Raw genomic sequence first — 13,837 nt, 5'->3', positions numbered from 1 at the left:
CGCAGCTTATTCGGCTTCTTCGATCGGCGCGCCGGGGCCGTTCTTCAGGATCGACTCGATCGCATTCTTCGCGCTGGCCTTGGAGCTGTAGCCCTCGGTCCAGAAGATGATCTCGGCATTATATTTGAACTTGGCCACGAACTCGCCGGCCTTGTTCTTCTCGATCACGAACTTGTGCGCCATCATGCTCTCCTGCTGGTTGCGCTATCGAAACCGTTCGGGAGCATAAGCAGCGATATCGAGGCTGGCAATCGCCTGCGGCATCGCCTTGCCAGTCAACAGGCTGGCGCCCAGCAGCGCCGCCGCCGGGGCGGTCTGGATGCCGAAACCGCCCTGCCCGGCGAACCAGAAGAAGCCCTCGACCGCCGGCTCGAAGCCATAGACCGGCACCCGGTCCGGCGCGAAGCTGCGCAGGCCGGCCCATTTGCGTTCGACCGCCGCGATCCGCCAGTCGACCGCCGCCTGGAACCGGTCGATGGCCTGGGCGATCGCCAGTTCCTCGGGCGCGGCGTCGCAGGGGGGCGAGGCAACCTCGTCATGCGGCGTCAGCCAGATCCGCCCCTGCCCCTCGGGCTTGAAATAGAAGCCGCCCTGCATGTCCATCACCAGCGGCATCTCGTCGGCTGGCATATCCTCCAGCCGCAACTGCACCACCGTCCGGCGGTAGGGCGTGATGCCGACCGGCGCGACACCGCAGGCCACAGCGACATCATCCGCCCAAGCCCCGGCGGCATTGACCAGCAGGCCGCATTCGATCGGCCCGTCACCGGTCTCGATCCGCCAGCCATCGCCCTGTCGTTCGGCGCGCTCCAGCCTTGCCCCCAGCCGCATTTCGCCGCCCAGCTTGCGGAACCGGCGCAGATAGGCCTGATGCAGCGCCGCGACATCGATGTCGCGGCAACTCGGTTCCAGCACGCCCAGCACCCAGTCGGACCGCAACCCCGGCACCAGGCTCGCCGGCGCCACCGGCTGCAATTCGACCGCCCCGGCAAAATCGGCCAGCAGCGCGTCGCGCAAGCCTTCATCCCCGGCCCGGCCGATATGCAGCGTGCGGCGCGGGGAGAGGAAGGAGCCATCGAAGAAATCGGGATCGGGCGACTCCAGCAGCCTGCCCGAAGCCGTGGTCAGCGGCTGGACCACCGGCCCGCCATAGGTTTCTTCCCAGAAGGCGACCGATCGCCCCGTCGCATGATAGCCGGCGCTATCCTCCATCTCCAGGATCAGCACCCGCGCCGTTTCCGCCAGCGTCGCGCCCAGGCTGGCGCCTGCAATCCCGCCACCGACAATCACGATATCGGGTCTGTTCAACGGGCAACCTCATCCAGGAAACGGTCGATCCGCCCCAGCGCATCGAGCCGCACCGGGTCGAGCTCGCGCAGGATTTCATGCGCGGCCTCGCGCCCATAGACATGCAGGCGGGCATCGGGCAAGCGCGCCGCGATCCGCCGGATGGCCGGCGTCGCCACCAGCCGGTCGCGACTGGCCGCCAGGACAAGAGTCGGCGTCGCGATTCGCTCCGGCCCGTTTCCGGCCTCCAAAGCGCGAGTCGACTCGAGCGCCAGCCGCACCCAGTTCCAGCTCGGCGGCCCCAGCGCGATGTCCCGACTATGGTCCCGCCACCAGATTTCATCGGCATAGCGATCGGGGTCATGGGTCAGCCGCTTCTGCCGCATCTGGCGCTGCCGCTCGCTCTCTTCCTTCTGTGTCCAGGCCTGCTTTTCCCCTTGGCCGATCCCGCACATGACATTGGCGATCGCCACCGCCAGCCAGCGCGGTAGCGGGGCCGTATGCAGGCCCAGCATCGGCGCCACGGCCACGGCCGCACCGGGTGCAGGCAGGCCTTCGGCCAGCGCCCGCAGCAGCATATGCCCGCCCATGCTGTGGCCCAACATGACCGTCGGGCCACTGCCCTCCGCGCGCCAATCATTTGAAAGCGCGCGCAAATCGTCAATCCACCGGGCGAAGTCGTCGATATGGCCGCACAGCGGATCATCGGTCAGCCGGCCCGACCCGCCCTGCCCGCGCCAGTCGAAGCTGGTCACAGCCCAGCCCCGCTGCGCCCAGTGGTGGATCACCTCCAGATATTTCTCGATCATGTCGCCACGACCGTTGAGGATCAGCATCCGGCCACGGGTACCAGCGCCCAGCCGATAGCGGCGGATCGGCCAGCCGTCGGGGGCCTGCCAATAATCCAGCTGGCCACCCATCGGCCAGGCACGACGGTCAAGGGCGGGCGACGGGAAGATCGGCGAATCCATGGGCCATGGTTACGGTTTGGTAAGCCATATGGTCTAGTGCCTGACCCTCATGTTGGGGGAATATTTCAGACTGGCGCTGATCGCCGCACTGGGCATCCTGCTGATCGCAGCCGCGATCACGGACCTGCGCGCGCGCATCATCTCCAACCGGCTGAACCTGGGCGTCGCCGCCCTGGCGCCACTATGGTGGATCGCCTGCGGCTTGCCGCTCTGGCCGGGCATGGCGGTGCAGTTGCTGGTCGGCCTGCTGGTCTTCGTCCTGTTCGCCGCGCTGTTCGCGTTCGGCATGATGGGCGGGGGCGATGTGAAGCTGCTCGGCGCGCTGGCGCTGTGGTTTCCGTGGCAGGCGGTGCTGACCCTGTTGACGCTGATGGCGATTCTGGGCGGGGCCGTGACGATCGTCACGGTGATCCACCACCGCCTCCGCCGGAAGCAGGGCCAACCCGAAATACCCTACGGCGTAGCCATATCGATCGCCGCCCTTTGGTTACTTGGCGAACGATATCTTAACCAATTTGCGTGATGATTGGGCCCCTGGGGGCAGGCCGCCCATTTGAGAAAGGCGAGTTTCGTCATGGATGCTAAGAAGATCGTGCTGCTGGTGGGGGCGCTAATCATAGCGGTCACTACAGCCTTGCTTGCGCGCAGCATGCTGAGTTCTTCATCTACGCCGCAGGTGAACGCGGCCGCAATGCCGAACGAGGCGGACCAGCCGCATGTTCTGGTGGCGACCAAGGCCCTGCCGGTGGGGACCATTTTGGACGCGGAAAGCTTCCGCTTCCAGCCCTGGCCCAAGGATCTGATCGAGGCCGCTTATTATCTCAAGGGCCAGGCCGATCCGCTCAAGCTTGCAGGCAGCGTGGTGCGCAATCCGATCACCGCCGGCCAGCCGCTGACCCAGGGCGCCGTCATCCGTCCGGGCGACCGTGGCTTCCTGGCCGCAGCTCTCGGTCCGGGCATGCGGGCCGTGACGGTCCCGGTCTCCTCGCAGAACGCGGTTGCCGGCTTCGTTTTCCCGGGCGATCGCATCGACCTGGTATTGACCCAGACGGTCGCCGGTGGCGGCGATGGCGCCCCGCTCAAGGTGTCGGAAACGATCCTGCGCAACCTGCGCGTGCTCGCCACCGACCAGCGCACCGACGCGCTCGGCCCCGATGGCAAGCCCGTCGTCCAGACCTATTCCAACGTCACGCTCGAAGTGACGCCCAAGATCGCGGAAAAGATCGCCGTGTCGCAGACCATCGGCTCGCTGTCGCTGTCGCTGCGCTCGATCGCCGACACCGCGTCGGACCTTGACGCCGCCATTGCCGGTTCCGACGTCGACCTGCCCGATGGCAGCAATCCGGGTTCGGAAAAGTCGATCATTGCCAAGATCGCGGCCCGTCCGGTCGATCGCGGCTCCACCTATTCGACCGGCGCCGACGTGTCGCGCTACCAGCGCAGCAGCGTCCCGGCCAAGCCTGATGCAGCGGCCATGCCCGCCATGGCGGCTCCGGGTGGCGCACCGGTCGGCACGGCCGAGTTCAAGGGGCCGACCGTCCGCATCGCCCGCGGCACCAGTGTGACCGAAGTTCCGGTCGGGGGGAAGTAAGATGAACGCTTATCAGATGCTTGCGCGGCACAAGGCGGCTCGTCCGCTCGCCGCCCCGGCGATCGCGCTCGGCCTGGCTATCGCCGCCGTCGCGGCGCCCGCCACGGCCCTCAACGCCGCCCCCGCAGCGGATCAGGACAATGCGATCCTGATGTCGGTCGGCGGCAGCAAGGTCGTCAACCTGCCGGCCAAGATGTCCGATGTCGTCATCGCCAATCCCGATGTCGTCGATGTCCATGTCCGCTCGAACAACCAGCTCTATCTGATCGCCAAGAAGCCGGGCGAAACCACCGTCTTCGTCACGGCCGGCAATGGCAAGGTGCTGTTTTCCGGTACCGTTCGCGTCGGCAACAACCTGACCACCATCGACGACATGCTGCGCCTGGCGATGCCGGGTGCCAATATCGCCGTCAACAAGATGAACGGCATGGTGCTGCTGACCGGCACGATCAAGGCGCCCGAGGACGCGGCCGAAGCCGAACGTCTGACCCAGGCTTTCGTCGGCAAGGAAACGACCGTCGTCAGCCGCCTGCTGATGGCGACCCCGCTTCAGGTCATGCTGCAGGTCAAGATCGCCGAAGTCAGCAAGGATGTCGGCCACAAGATCGGCACCAACTTCGCCACCACGGATTCAGCCACCGAAAGCACACGCGGGATGATGGGAGGCGGTTCGCGCGCCTTCGCCACTTATGACCGCAATGAGGACGTCTGGAATTTCACTTACCCGTCTGACGGGAGCTACAGCTTGGGCGGCGTTGCCCGGCTGTTCGGCATGGATGTCGCCGGTGCGCTCGACCTTGCCGAATCCAGCGGCCTGGCCACCATGCTGGCACAGCCAAATCTGACGTCCTTGTCGGGCGAAACCGCCAGCTTCCTGGCCGGTGGCGAATATCCCTACACGGTCAACAATGGTCCGTCGTCGGGCAACAGCATCCAGTTCAAGCAATATGGCGTGCAACTGGCCTTCACGCCGACCGTGCTGGCCGATGGCCGCATCTCGCTGCGCGTCCGCCCGACCGTGTCGAGCCTGGACTTCAGCGTCAGCAGTTCGGTGCCTGCACTCAAGAGCCGCACTGCCGAAACCACGGTGGAACTGGGTTCCGGCCAGGCCTTCATGATCGCCGGCCTGCTCAACAATGAAACCGGCAACACGGTCAACAAGGTGCCGGGCCTGGGCAATGTCCCGATCCTGGGCAGCCTGTTCAAGTCGCGCAGCTTCCAACGCAACGAGACCGAACTGGTGATCGTCGTCACCCCCTATCTGGTGAAGCCGGTCAACGCGTCCGACATTCGTCTGCCCACCGATGGGTTCCGCAACGCCAATGTCGGCCAGGGCCTGTTCCTGGAACAGATGCATGACGGCGTCAGCGGCGCCCAGCCCAATATGCCGACCCGTGCGCCGGGCTCGCCCGTCGCCCCCGCACCCGGTCCGCAGGCTTCGATCGCCGCACCCGCGCTCGCCGCTCGCGAAGACAGCCGGTCGTCCGGCAAGTCGGGCGGCGCGACCCCCGGCTTCAGCTTCTGACGGAAGGACGAAAGATATGACTTCCACGTCCCGCAAGACCCTCGTCCGCCTCGGCACCCTCGCCCTGCTGGCGCTGCCGCTCGCGGCCTGCTCGACCGACAGCCCCAATCGCGGCGTGGACTCGGTCCACCAGCCGGTCGTCAGCTATAGCAGCTACACCTTCGACGTGCAGGCTGGCGGCGGTCGCCTTTCGCCTGCCGAAGCCGCGCGCCTGGATGACTGGTTCGCCACGATCAAGCTTGGCTATGGTGATCGGGTCGCAATCGTTACCGACGCAGGCTATTACAGCCCGGACATTGGCGAAGATATCGCCAATGTTGTCGCGCGCCATGGCATGTTGCTGGGCCAGGACAGTTCGGCAGCCGCCGGCTCCGCCCCGGAAGGCAGCATCCGACTGGTCGTGCGCCGCACCACCGCGTCAGTCCCCGGCTGCCCCGACTGGTCGAACAAGGCTGAAACGCCGATGAGCTTGGGCGTCTCCTCCAATTTCGGTTGCGCCATGAACAGCAATCTGGCGGCGATGGTCGCCGACCCCGAAGATCTGGTCCGTGGCCAGAGCAGCGATAGCGAATTGCGCACCGCGACTTCGAACCGCGCCATTTCCACCTATCGCGACAAGGCACCGACCGGCGCTGGCGATCTCAAGCAACTCTCGAACGGAGGCCAGTAAGATGAACGCACCCTGGAAACATGGTTCCGTGGGCCAGCGTGACCCCTTCCACGCCTTCGTTTGCGACGATCACAGCTTCGATCTGCTGCGCGCAGTCGCATCCGAAATGGGCTGGGCACCGGAAAAGGTGAACAAGGGCGGCATGCGCAACGCAGTGCAGAGCCTGTCGATCACCGCCAGCCCGCAGATCCTGTTCGTCGACATGTCGGAAAGCGGCGATCCGCTGAACGACATCAACAGCCTCGCGGAAGTGTGCGAACCCGGCACTGTCGTGATCGCCGCAGGCCAGGTCAACGACGTGCGCCTCTATCGTGATCTGGTCGCCAGCGGCATCCAGGATTATCTGCTCAAGCCTTTTGGTGCTGACCAGCTGCGCGATGCGCTGGCGCAGGCGCAGGCCGTCTTCCTCGCCCCGCGCGACGTGGGGCCTGAACGCCCGCACATGACGGTCGCCGTCGTCGGCACCCGTGGCGGCGTCGGCGCCTCCAGCATGGCGACCTCGCTCGCCTGGATGCTGAGCGAAAAGAAGAAGCGCCCAACCGCACTGCTCGATCTCGACATCCATTTCGGCACCAATGCGCTGGCGATGGATCTGGAACCGGGCCGTGGCCTGACCGACGCGATCGAGAATCCCAGCCGCATCGACGGGCTGTTCATCGAGCGCGCCATGGTTCGCGCCAGCGACATGCTGGCCATCCTGTCGGCCGAAGCGCCGATCAACCAGCCGATGATGACCGATGGTGGCGCCTTCTACCAGTTGCTGGAAGAGTTCCGTCAGGCGTTCGAATGCAGCATCATCGATCTGCCGCGCAACATGCTGATCCAGCACACGCACCTGATGACCGACGTCAATGTCGCGGTGGTGGTGACCGAACTCAGCCTGGCGGCGGCGCGCGACACGATCCGCATCCTGTCCTGGCTCAAGTCGAATGCACCGCAGGCCCGCATCCTGGTGGTCGCCAATCGCGTCCATCCCGGCGCACCGGAAATCAGCCGCAAGGATTTCGAACAGTCGATCGAACGCAAGGTCGATGTGATCGTGCCGTTCGACCTGCGCATCGCGGCCCAGGCCGCCAAGCTCGGCAAGACGCTGGCCGAAACCGCCAAGGGCAGCAAGGTCGGCGCCGCCTGCACCGCCATGATGGACGAAGTTCTGGGTCTGGCCGGCGATGAAGCCGATAATGCGGGCGGCAAGTCCGCAGCGAAGAAGGGCGATTCCCTGCTCGGCAAGATCGGCGATTTCAAGAGCATGATCCCGTCGCGCCGCAAGGACAAGGCGACGGCACTGGAAGGCTGACGCGCGGGCCGCTTCAGGGCGGCCCCGCACAGCCATATTCACGCACGGGGAACGGGCGAACAATGGACGGCAATTTCCTTCTGATCTTGGTGTTGATCGCGACCATGCTTGGCTTGGTCGTGGTTGCCTTTGCCGGCCCCTCGCCCGACAAGGCGCAGAAACGCCGGGTCGCGCTGATCCGTGGCCGCCACAGCGACTCCACCGAGGCGATGATGGAAGCGCGCATGCGCAAGGCCATCTCCACTCGGGCGACCGGCAACGAAGCCAAGATGCTGGTCTCGCTGATCCCCAATCCGGAGAATCTGGCCAAGCGCATCCGCATGACCGGCAAGAAATGGACGCTCAGCCAATATATGACGTCCTGCGCGGTGGTCTTCCTGGTCGCGACGCTTTTCCTGCTGATGCGCGGATTTCCCTTCCTGCTGGCCCTGATGGTGGGGCTGGCGGCGGGGCTCGGCCTGCCGCATCTGTGGGTCGGCCGCCTGATCAAGAAGCGCATCAACCAGTTCACGACGAAATTTCCCGACGCGCTCGAGCTGCTGACCCGCGGCCTGCGATCGGGCCTGCCGGTCGGCGAGACGCTGGGCATCGTGTCGAGCGAAATCCCCGGCCCGGTCGGCGAGGAATTCAAGCTGATCACCGAACGGATCAAGATCGGCAAGAGCATGGACCAGGCGCTGCAGGAAACCGCCGATCGCCTGGGCACGCCGGAATTCCAGTTCTTCGTCATCACCCTGGCGATCCAGCGCGAAACCGGCGGCAACCTCGCCGAAACGCTGCAGAACCTTGCCACCGTGCTGCGCCAACGCGCCCAGATGAAGCTCAAGATCCGCGCCATGTCGTCGGAATCCAAGGCGTCGGCCTATATCATCGGCGTCCTGCCTTTCCTCGTGTTCGGCATGATCTGCTACATCAACTTTGGCTATATGAGCCCCTTCTTCACCCCCGATCCGGCGGGCATTTTCGGGCTCTCGACGATGCAGGTCGTCGGCATCGGCGGCATGTGCTGGATGGCCATCGGCGCCTTCATCATGGCCCAGATGATCAACTTCGAGATTTGACGGGGAACGGATAGAGATATGGACGCCCCTACCCCCACCGGCACGCTGTTCGGCATGACCGCGACCGATTTCGGCACGCTGCTCGCCGCGCTGGCCACGCTCGCCACCCTCTACGCGCTCTACGCCGTGATGACCGTGCGCGATCCGATGGCCAAGCGCGTCAAGGCGCTCAACGAACGTCGTGAGCAGCTCAAGGCCGGCATCACCGCCTCGACCGCCAAGCGCCGCGCCAAGCTGGTCAACAAGAACCAGACGACCGACCAGATGCGGTCCTTCCTGACCAGCCTCAAGGTGCTGCAGGACGACCAGCTCAAGGACGCCCAGATCCGCCTGGCCCAGGCCGGCATCCGCTCCAAGGACTGGGCGGTCGCCGTCATCTTCGGCCGCATGATCATGCCGATCCTGATCGGCGGCACCGCCGCGATCCTGCTCTATGCCGTGGGCATCTATCCCGAATGGGGCGGTGCCAAGCGGTTCATGGCCTTCGCCGGCGCACTGCTGCTCGCCTACAAGGCCCCCGACCTCTTCATCGACAACAAGATCGCCAAGCGTTCTGCCGCGATCCGCAAGGGCCTGCCCGACGCGCTCGACCTTCTGGTCATCTGCGCCGAGGCCGGCCTGACCGTCGACGCCGCCTTCAGCCGCGTCGCCCGCGAACTGGGCCGCGCCTATCCCGAACTGGGTGACGAGTTCCAGTTGACGGCGATCGAGCTCAGCTTCCTCACCGAACGCCGCATGGCCTTTGAGAATCTGGCGACCCGCGTGAAACTGGACGCGGTCAAGGGCGTGGTCACGACCATGATCCAGACCGAGAAATATGGCACGCCGCTCGCTTCCGCGCTGCGCGTCCTGTCGGCCGAGTTCCGCCATGAACGCATGATGCGCGCGGAAGAAAAGGCCGCCCGCCTCCCCGCGATCATGACCGTGCCGCTGATTCTCTTCATCCTGCCGACCCTGTTCGTCGTCATCCTGGGGCCGGCCGCCTGCTCGATCAGCACGGCTTTCTAAAAAAATTCGGGCTAGGAGGGGGCGCTGCCGTAGCGTCCCCTCTTTCCGTTTCCGTAAACTGCAAGCGAAGCGCTGGCGCGCCGCATTTTCCTCCCTTATTCTCACCCTCAACCCAAAAGGAGAGGATCGCATCATGACCATCAAGACCGGCGCTCGCGTCGCCATCGCCGCTCTGGCCGCTTTCACCACCGCCCTGCCCGCTTATGCGGCCCAGCCCATCACCGGCCGCTGGTCGACCGTTGATGGCAAGGCGATCGTCCAGATCGCGCCGTGCGGAAAGAGCATCTGCGGCAAGATCGAGAAGATCGTGAAGCCGACGCCAGGCCGCCCGCAGACCGACATCAAGAATCCCGATCCGGCGCTGCGCTCCAAGCCGCTGGTCGGCCTTGCCCTGCTGTCGGGCTTCAGCGATGCGGGCGACATCTGGAAGGGCACGATCTACGACCCGGAAAGCGGCAAGAGCTATACGTCCAAGGTCAGCCGCAATGGCGACGGCACGCTCAAGGTTCAGGGCTGCATCGCCTTCTTCTGCAAGACCCAGACCTGGACGCCGCTGCGCTGATCCCGCGCACAGCCTGGAAAACGAAAGGGGCGCCAAATGGCGCCCCTTTTCCTGTCGATACGGTCCCGTTCAGTCCCCGGCATGCTCCATCGGCGTGAAGCGCTGCGACCAGAGCGCGCCATAGATCGCCATCCACTGCACCACCGGCCCCAGCCCCTTGGTCCGCGCCGCGAACCAGGTTTCGCGCCCCGTCCGCCGGGCCGTCACCAGACCGGCACGCTTGAGCTTGCCCATATGGCGCGACACCATCGGTTGCGACACGCCGGCCACGGCGGTCAGCGCGACGACATTCTGCTCCCCTTCGCGCACCAGATATTCCAGCAGGGCACGTCGTGTGCCGTCGGACAGCGCCTTGAAGAGTGAATCGCTGTTCGCTCCAAGGTCGCCTCTGAATTTCACTTCCGTCATGCAAATTTCATAATCATCTGGTTATGATTTGGTCAAGCGAAGGATGATTTTGGACTCGGTCGCGCCATTAACGAAAAAAAGTGCGAACCGCCTCCTCGCTGAGTCTTTTGAGTCACACCACCCGATGATGAGTCTCGCGCGACTCGCATGACTCAATATGTTGTGGCTACCCGCTTCGTTCTCCACCATCCTCGCAATCCTGACAGGGATGAGCGCTAAATCCCTGACCTTGACGGCAGACTCCTGAGGACTCAGTGCTGACGGACGAAACATATGGGGGTTGCACACATGGGTGTCATGGAACGCGTCGCACCGCGGCGGAAGAAGGCGGTTGCGCTCGCGCCGGCACCGGCGATCGAGGCAAACCGCCTGCTGCGCGGTGACTGTATCGCGGAAATGGCCAAGCTGCCCGACGGCTGCATCGACATGATCTTTGCCGATCCGCCTTATAATCTCCAGCTCGGCGGCGACCTGTTCCGCCCCGAGGGCGGCCGCGTCGATGCGGTCGACAATGACTGGGACAAGTTCGACACGCTTAGCAGCTATGACCGCTTCACCAAGGCGTGGCTGGCGCAGGCGCGCCGCATCCTCAAGCCCAATGGCACGATCTGGGTGATCGGCAGCTATCACAACATCTTCCGCGTCGGCGCTGCCTTGCAGGATGAGGGATTCTGGATCCTCAACGACATCATCTGGCGCAAGGCGAACCCGATGCCCAATTTCAAGGGCACCCGCTTCACCAACGCGCATGAGACGCTGATCTGGGCCAGCCAGGGCGAGGACGCCAAGTACACGTTCAACTACAAGGCGATGAAGACGCTCAATGACGAGCTGCAGATGCGCTCCGACTGGGTGCTGCCGATCTGCGGCGGCCAGGAGCGGCTGAAGCGCAACGGCACCAAGGCGCATCCGACGCAGAAGCCGGAATCGCTGCTCTATCGGGTGATGCTGTCCTGCACCAAGCCGGGCGACATCGTGCTCGATCCCTTCTTCGGCACCGGCACCACTGGCGCCGTCGCCAAGCGCCTGGGTCGCCAGTGGATCGGCATCGAGCGCGAGCCCGACTATATCGAGGTGGCCGAGGAACGCATTGCCGAGGCGCTGCCGCTCGATGAATCCGCGCTCGCCATCATGCAGACCGCACGCCAGCAGCCCAAGGTCGCCTTCGGCACGCTGGTCGAGACCGGCTATCTCCAGCCCGGCTCGGTGGTGATGGACAGCAAGCGCCGCTGGAGCGCCACCGTGCGCGCCGACGGCTCGCTCGCCGTGGGCAGCGACACCGGTTCGATCCACAAGCTGGGTGCCACGCTTCAGGGCGCGCCGAGCTGCAACGGCTGGACCTTCTGGCATATCGAGAAGGCGGGCAAGCTGCACCCAATCGACACGCTGCGCCAGACCTATCTGCTCGCCAACGAGCCTTGATTTCCGTCCCCCGTTCGGGTTGAGGCAGCCATAGTTCTTCCAAGACATGGCCCCGACCCGTCCGGGGCGAACGGAGCTTTATGACCCTCTCCTCCATCCCCGCTGACGCCCGGCTATACCTCAAGCCGACCTGGTTCGTGCCGAGCCCGATCGGCCTGGCGGACGGATCGGCGGCGCGGATGGGCAATGGCCTGATCTGGTTCCAGGCCTATGAACTGACGGCGCGCCATGCCGGCCGCCGCATCGCCCGCGAAACCATCCCGGTCGCCGCGTTCGAGACGGTCACCGCCACCCTGCCCGACCCGCTGGCCGAGCGCGCCCGCCAACTGGCCGCGAACATCTCCGCCCAGCGCGCGCCACTCAGCCTTGGCGATCGCGTCATCCGCTTCGACGCGCCGCAGGCGATGGCGATCCTCAACATCACGCCCGACAGCTTCTCCGACGGCGGCAAGCATATGACGGACCCGCAGGCGGCGGCCGATGCCGGCTTTGCCATGGCGGCGGCCGGCGCCGCGCTGATCGATGTCGGCGGCGAATCCACCCGGCCCAAGGCGCCCAAGCTATGGGAGGGCGATGAGATCGCTCGCATCGTGCCGGTGATCGAGAAGCTCGCCGCAGCCGGCGTCGCCATGTCGGTCGACACGCGCAAGGCGGCGGTGATGGAGGCGGCGCTGGCCGCCGGCGCCCATGTCATCAACGATGTCAGCGCGCTGGAGCATGATCCCCGCAGCCTGGAGGTCGCGGCCCGTGCCGGCTGTCCGGTGATCCTGATGCACGCGCCTTCGACCGGTGACGATCCGCACGACAATCCCAACGGCTATGCCGATGTCGTCACCGACGTGTTCGACTATCTCGACGCCCGCATCGCCGCCTGCCTCGACGCTGGCATCGCGCGCGAGAAGATCATGGTCGATCCGGGGCTGGGCTTCGGCAAGAGCCTGGCGGACAATCTGGCGCTGGTGAACGGCCTTGCGACCTTCCAGGGGCTGGGCGTGCCGCTGCTCTTCGCCGGCAGCCGCAAGCGCCTGATCGGCGCCCTGTCGAACGAGGCACCGGCGCCAGACCGGCTCGGCGGTTCGGTCGCCCTCGCCTTCCGCGCGGCACAACTGGGCGCGCAGATGGTGCGGGTCCACGACGTCAAGGAAAGCGTTCAGGCGCTCCATCTTTGGCGGGGCCTGGCCGATGCGGGGCTGAGCGCGGTCTGACACCGCGCCCGGCCACCGCCATCCTTATTCGCTCAGGATGAACTCCACGCCCGCCATGGCGTGGATTTCGGTGCAGTCGTAGATCGGCAGCACATTGGCCTTCACGTCGACGATCATCTCCAGTTCGGTGCAGGCCAGCACGACGGCCTGCACATCCTCCTTGGCGATGTCGGTTAGTTCCGACTTCATGAAACGCTCGGAATCGCGGTTGATCTTGCCGACGGTCAGTTCGTCATAGACGATCCGGTCGATCCGCTCGGCCAGCGCCACATCGGCCGGCAGCAGCGACACGCCATGCGACACCAGCCGCTGGCGATAATATTTCTCGGTCATCACGTTGCGCGTGCCGATCAGCGCGGCGCGATCGATCCGGTCGGCCTTCATCCGCGTGCCGACGACATCGGCGATGTGGATGATGGGAATGGCGATGCTCGCCTGGATCCGGTCATAGATGCGGTGCATGCTATTGGCGCAGATCAGCAGCGCTTCGGCCCCGCCCTGTTCCAGCCGCTGGGCCGCGCCGATCAGATGGCCCGATGCGCAATCCCAGTCTTCCTGCGTAATGCAGCCGGAAACCTGCGCGAAATCGAGGCTTTCGATCAGCAGCCGCGCACTGTGCTGGCCACCCTTGGCCCGGTGGATCGCCTGGTTGATGATCTCATAATAGCGGGCGGTGGACGTCCAGCTGAGACCACCAATCAGACCGAGTTTACGCATGTCGCTCCCAATATGGGGGCGCCTGTCCGGCCCCGTGCGGGCCGGGCATGTCGGTGCCCCAGCCCTTCTTTTACGAAAGATGCGGGCTTCGACAAGTCAGGACGATCCACCCG

At 65.2% G+C, this 13,837-nt stretch carries 15 protein-coding genes; 10 read left to right on the top strand and 5 right to left on the bottom strand.

Annotation, left to right across the window (positions count from 1 at the left end):
* Positions 1-6: 6 nt before the first annotated feature.
* The 3 genes from DIZ22_RS02735 to DIZ22_RS02725 are packed head-to-tail and all read right to left on the bottom strand — an operon-like array spanning position 7 to position 2,258.
* Positions 7-183 carry a DUF1508 domain-containing protein gene (locus DIZ22_RS02735; protein ID WP_004207987.1) on the bottom strand — a complete coding sequence of 59 codons (177 nt, stop codon included), beginning with the start codon at positions 181-183 and terminating at the stop codon, positions 7-9.
* Between the two features lie 21 nt (positions 184-204).
* Complete coding sequence (locus DIZ22_RS02730) at positions 205-1,308, bottom strand: FAD-binding oxidoreductase (protein ID WP_048938786.1); 1,104 nt, start codon at positions 1,306-1,308, stop codon at positions 205-207.
* Complete coding sequence (locus tag DIZ22_RS02725; protein WP_048938785.1) at positions 1,305-2,258, bottom strand: alpha/beta hydrolase; 954 nt, start codon at positions 2,256-2,258, stop codon at positions 1,305-1,307. The genes DIZ22_RS02730 and DIZ22_RS02725 overlap by 4 nt, the downstream gene beginning before the upstream one ends.
* Before the next feature lie 49 nt (positions 2,259-2,307).
* Between DIZ22_RS02725 and DIZ22_RS02720 the strand changes: the two genes are divergently transcribed.
* The 8 genes from DIZ22_RS02720 (at position 2,308) to DIZ22_RS02685 (ending at position 9,972) form a co-directional block, all read left to right on the top strand.
* Complete coding sequence (locus tag DIZ22_RS02720; RefSeq protein WP_010336255.1) at positions 2,308-2,781, top strand: prepilin peptidase; 474 nt, start codon at positions 2,308-2,310, stop codon at positions 2,779-2,781.
* A gap of 51 nt (positions 2,782-2,832) precedes the next feature.
* The gene (cpaB, locus tag DIZ22_RS02715) at positions 2,833-3,849 is read left to right on the top strand and encodes a Flp pilus assembly protein CpaB (RefSeq protein WP_048938784.1); all 1,017 of its coding nucleotides are present in this window, start codon (positions 2,833-2,835) and stop codon (positions 3,847-3,849) included.
* Position 3,850: 1 nt separating this feature from the next.
* Positions 3,851-5,374: a type II and III secretion system protein family protein gene (locus tag DIZ22_RS02710; RefSeq protein WP_048938783.1), complete on the top strand. Its 1,524-nt coding sequence runs from the start codon at positions 3,851-3,853 to the stop codon at positions 5,372-5,374.
* Positions 5,375-5,390: 16 nt separating this feature from the next.
* Complete coding sequence (locus tag DIZ22_RS02705) at positions 5,391-6,044, top strand: CpaD family pilus assembly protein (RefSeq protein ID WP_048938782.1); 654 nt, start codon at positions 5,391-5,393, stop codon at positions 6,042-6,044.
* A gap of 1 nt (position 6,045) precedes the next feature.
* Positions 6,046-7,341 carry a P-loop NTPase gene (locus tag DIZ22_RS02700; protein ID WP_048938781.1) on the top strand — a complete coding sequence of 432 codons (1,296 nt, stop codon included), beginning with the start codon at positions 6,046-6,048 and terminating at the stop codon, positions 7,339-7,341.
* A 62-nt stretch (positions 7,342-7,403) separates the two neighbouring features.
* Entirely contained in the window at positions 7,404-8,402 is a 999-nt protein-coding gene (locus DIZ22_RS02695; RefSeq protein WP_048938780.1) for a type II secretion system F family protein, read from the top strand.
* A gap of 18 nt (positions 8,403-8,420) precedes the next feature.
* Positions 8,421-9,410: a type II secretion system F family protein gene (locus tag DIZ22_RS02690; protein WP_004207996.1), complete on the top strand. Its 990-nt coding sequence runs from the start codon at positions 8,421-8,423 to the stop codon at positions 9,408-9,410.
* Between the two features lie 133 nt (positions 9,411-9,543).
* Positions 9,544-9,972 carry a DUF2147 domain-containing protein gene (locus DIZ22_RS02685; protein WP_037510295.1) on the top strand — a complete coding sequence of 143 codons (429 nt, stop codon included), beginning with the start codon at positions 9,544-9,546 and terminating at the stop codon, positions 9,970-9,972.
* Positions 9,973-10,041: 69 nt separating this feature from the next.
* On the opposite strand, the gene DIZ22_RS02680 is transcribed toward DIZ22_RS02685, so the two are convergent.
* Positions 10,042-10,380 (bottom strand): metalloregulator ArsR/SmtB family transcription factor, encoded by a 339-nt coding sequence (locus DIZ22_RS02680; protein WP_004207998.1) that lies wholly within the window; start codon positions 10,378-10,380, stop codon positions 10,042-10,044.
* A 288-nt stretch (positions 10,381-10,668) separates the two neighbouring features.
* On the opposite strand from DIZ22_RS02680, the gene DIZ22_RS02670 reads away from it, so the two are divergent.
* Positions 10,669-11,802 carry a site-specific DNA-methyltransferase gene (locus DIZ22_RS02670; RefSeq protein WP_010336249.1) on the top strand — a complete coding sequence of 378 codons (1,134 nt, stop codon included), beginning with the start codon at positions 10,669-10,671 and terminating at the stop codon, positions 11,800-11,802.
* An 80-nt stretch (positions 11,803-11,882) separates the two neighbouring features.
* On the top strand, positions 11,883-13,007 hold the full coding sequence (gene folP / locus DIZ22_RS02665; RefSeq protein ID WP_048938778.1) for a dihydropteroate synthase: 1,125 nt from the start codon (positions 11,883-11,885) through the stop codon (positions 13,005-13,007).
* A 24-nt stretch (positions 13,008-13,031) separates the two neighbouring features.
* Here folP and DIZ22_RS02660 read toward each other — a convergent pair whose 3' ends face one another.
* Complete coding sequence (locus DIZ22_RS02660; protein ID WP_048938777.1) at positions 13,032-13,724, bottom strand: amino acid racemase; 693 nt, start codon at positions 13,722-13,724, stop codon at positions 13,032-13,034.
* Between the last annotated feature and the right edge of the window lie 113 nt (positions 13,725-13,837).

It is taken from the genome of Sphingobium sp. LF-16 (assembly GCF_003711185.1).
GTDB lineage: Bacteria > Pseudomonadota > Alphaproteobacteria > Sphingomonadales > Sphingomonadaceae > Sphingobium > Sphingobium yanoikuyae_A.
Note: the sequence above shows the minus strand (reverse complement) of the source record. Positions and strands in the feature narration are given on the sequence as shown.

Bases quoted from the DNA above. Each gene is read 5' to 3' on its own strand.
- DIZ22_RS02720 (WP_010336255.1), top strand. From the start codon at position 2,308: ATGTTGGGGGAATATTTCAGACTGGCGCTGATCGCCGCACTGGGCATC.
- DIZ22_RS02700 (WP_048938781.1), top strand. From the start codon at position 6,046: ATGAACGCACCCTGGAAACATGGTTCCGTGGGCCAGCGTGACCCCTTC.
- DIZ22_RS02685 (WP_037510295.1), top strand. From the start codon at position 9,544: ATGACCATCAAGACCGGCGCTCGCGTCGCCATCGCCGCTCTGGCCGCT.
- DIZ22_RS02710 (WP_048938783.1), top strand. From the start codon at position 3,851: ATGAACGCTTATCAGATGCTTGCGCGGCACAAGGCGGCTCGTCCGCTC.
- DIZ22_RS02695 (WP_048938780.1), top strand. From the start codon at position 7,404: ATGGACGGCAATTTCCTTCTGATCTTGGTGTTGATCGCGACCATGCTT.
- DIZ22_RS02690 (WP_004207996.1), top strand. From the start codon at position 8,421: ATGGACGCCCCTACCCCCACCGGCACGCTGTTCGGCATGACCGCGACC.
- DIZ22_RS02670 (WP_010336249.1), top strand. From the start codon at position 10,669: ATGGGTGTCATGGAACGCGTCGCACCGCGGCGGAAGAAGGCGGTTGCG.
- DIZ22_RS02680 (WP_004207998.1), bottom strand. From the start codon at position 10,380: ATGACGGAAGTGAAATTCAGAGGCGACCTTGGAGCGAACAGCGATTCA.
- cpaB (WP_048938784.1), top strand. From the start codon at position 2,833: ATGGATGCTAAGAAGATCGTGCTGCTGGTGGGGGCGCTAATCATAGCG.
- DIZ22_RS02735 (WP_004207987.1), bottom strand. From the start codon at position 183: ATGGCGCACAAGTTCGTGATCGAGAAGAACAAGGCCGGCGAGTTCGTG.
- DIZ22_RS02705 (WP_048938782.1), top strand. From the start codon at position 5,391: ATGACTTCCACGTCCCGCAAGACCCTCGTCCGCCTCGGCACCCTCGCC.
- DIZ22_RS02725 (WP_048938785.1), bottom strand. From the start codon at position 2,258: ATGGATTCGCCGATCTTCCCGTCGCCCGCCCTTGACCGTCGTGCCTGG.
- DIZ22_RS02660 (WP_048938777.1), bottom strand. From the start codon at position 13,724: ATGCGTAAACTCGGTCTGATTGGTGGTCTCAGCTGGACGTCCACCGCC.
- folP (WP_048938778.1), top strand. From the start codon at position 11,883: ATGACCCTCTCCTCCATCCCCGCTGACGCCCGGCTATACCTCAAGCCG.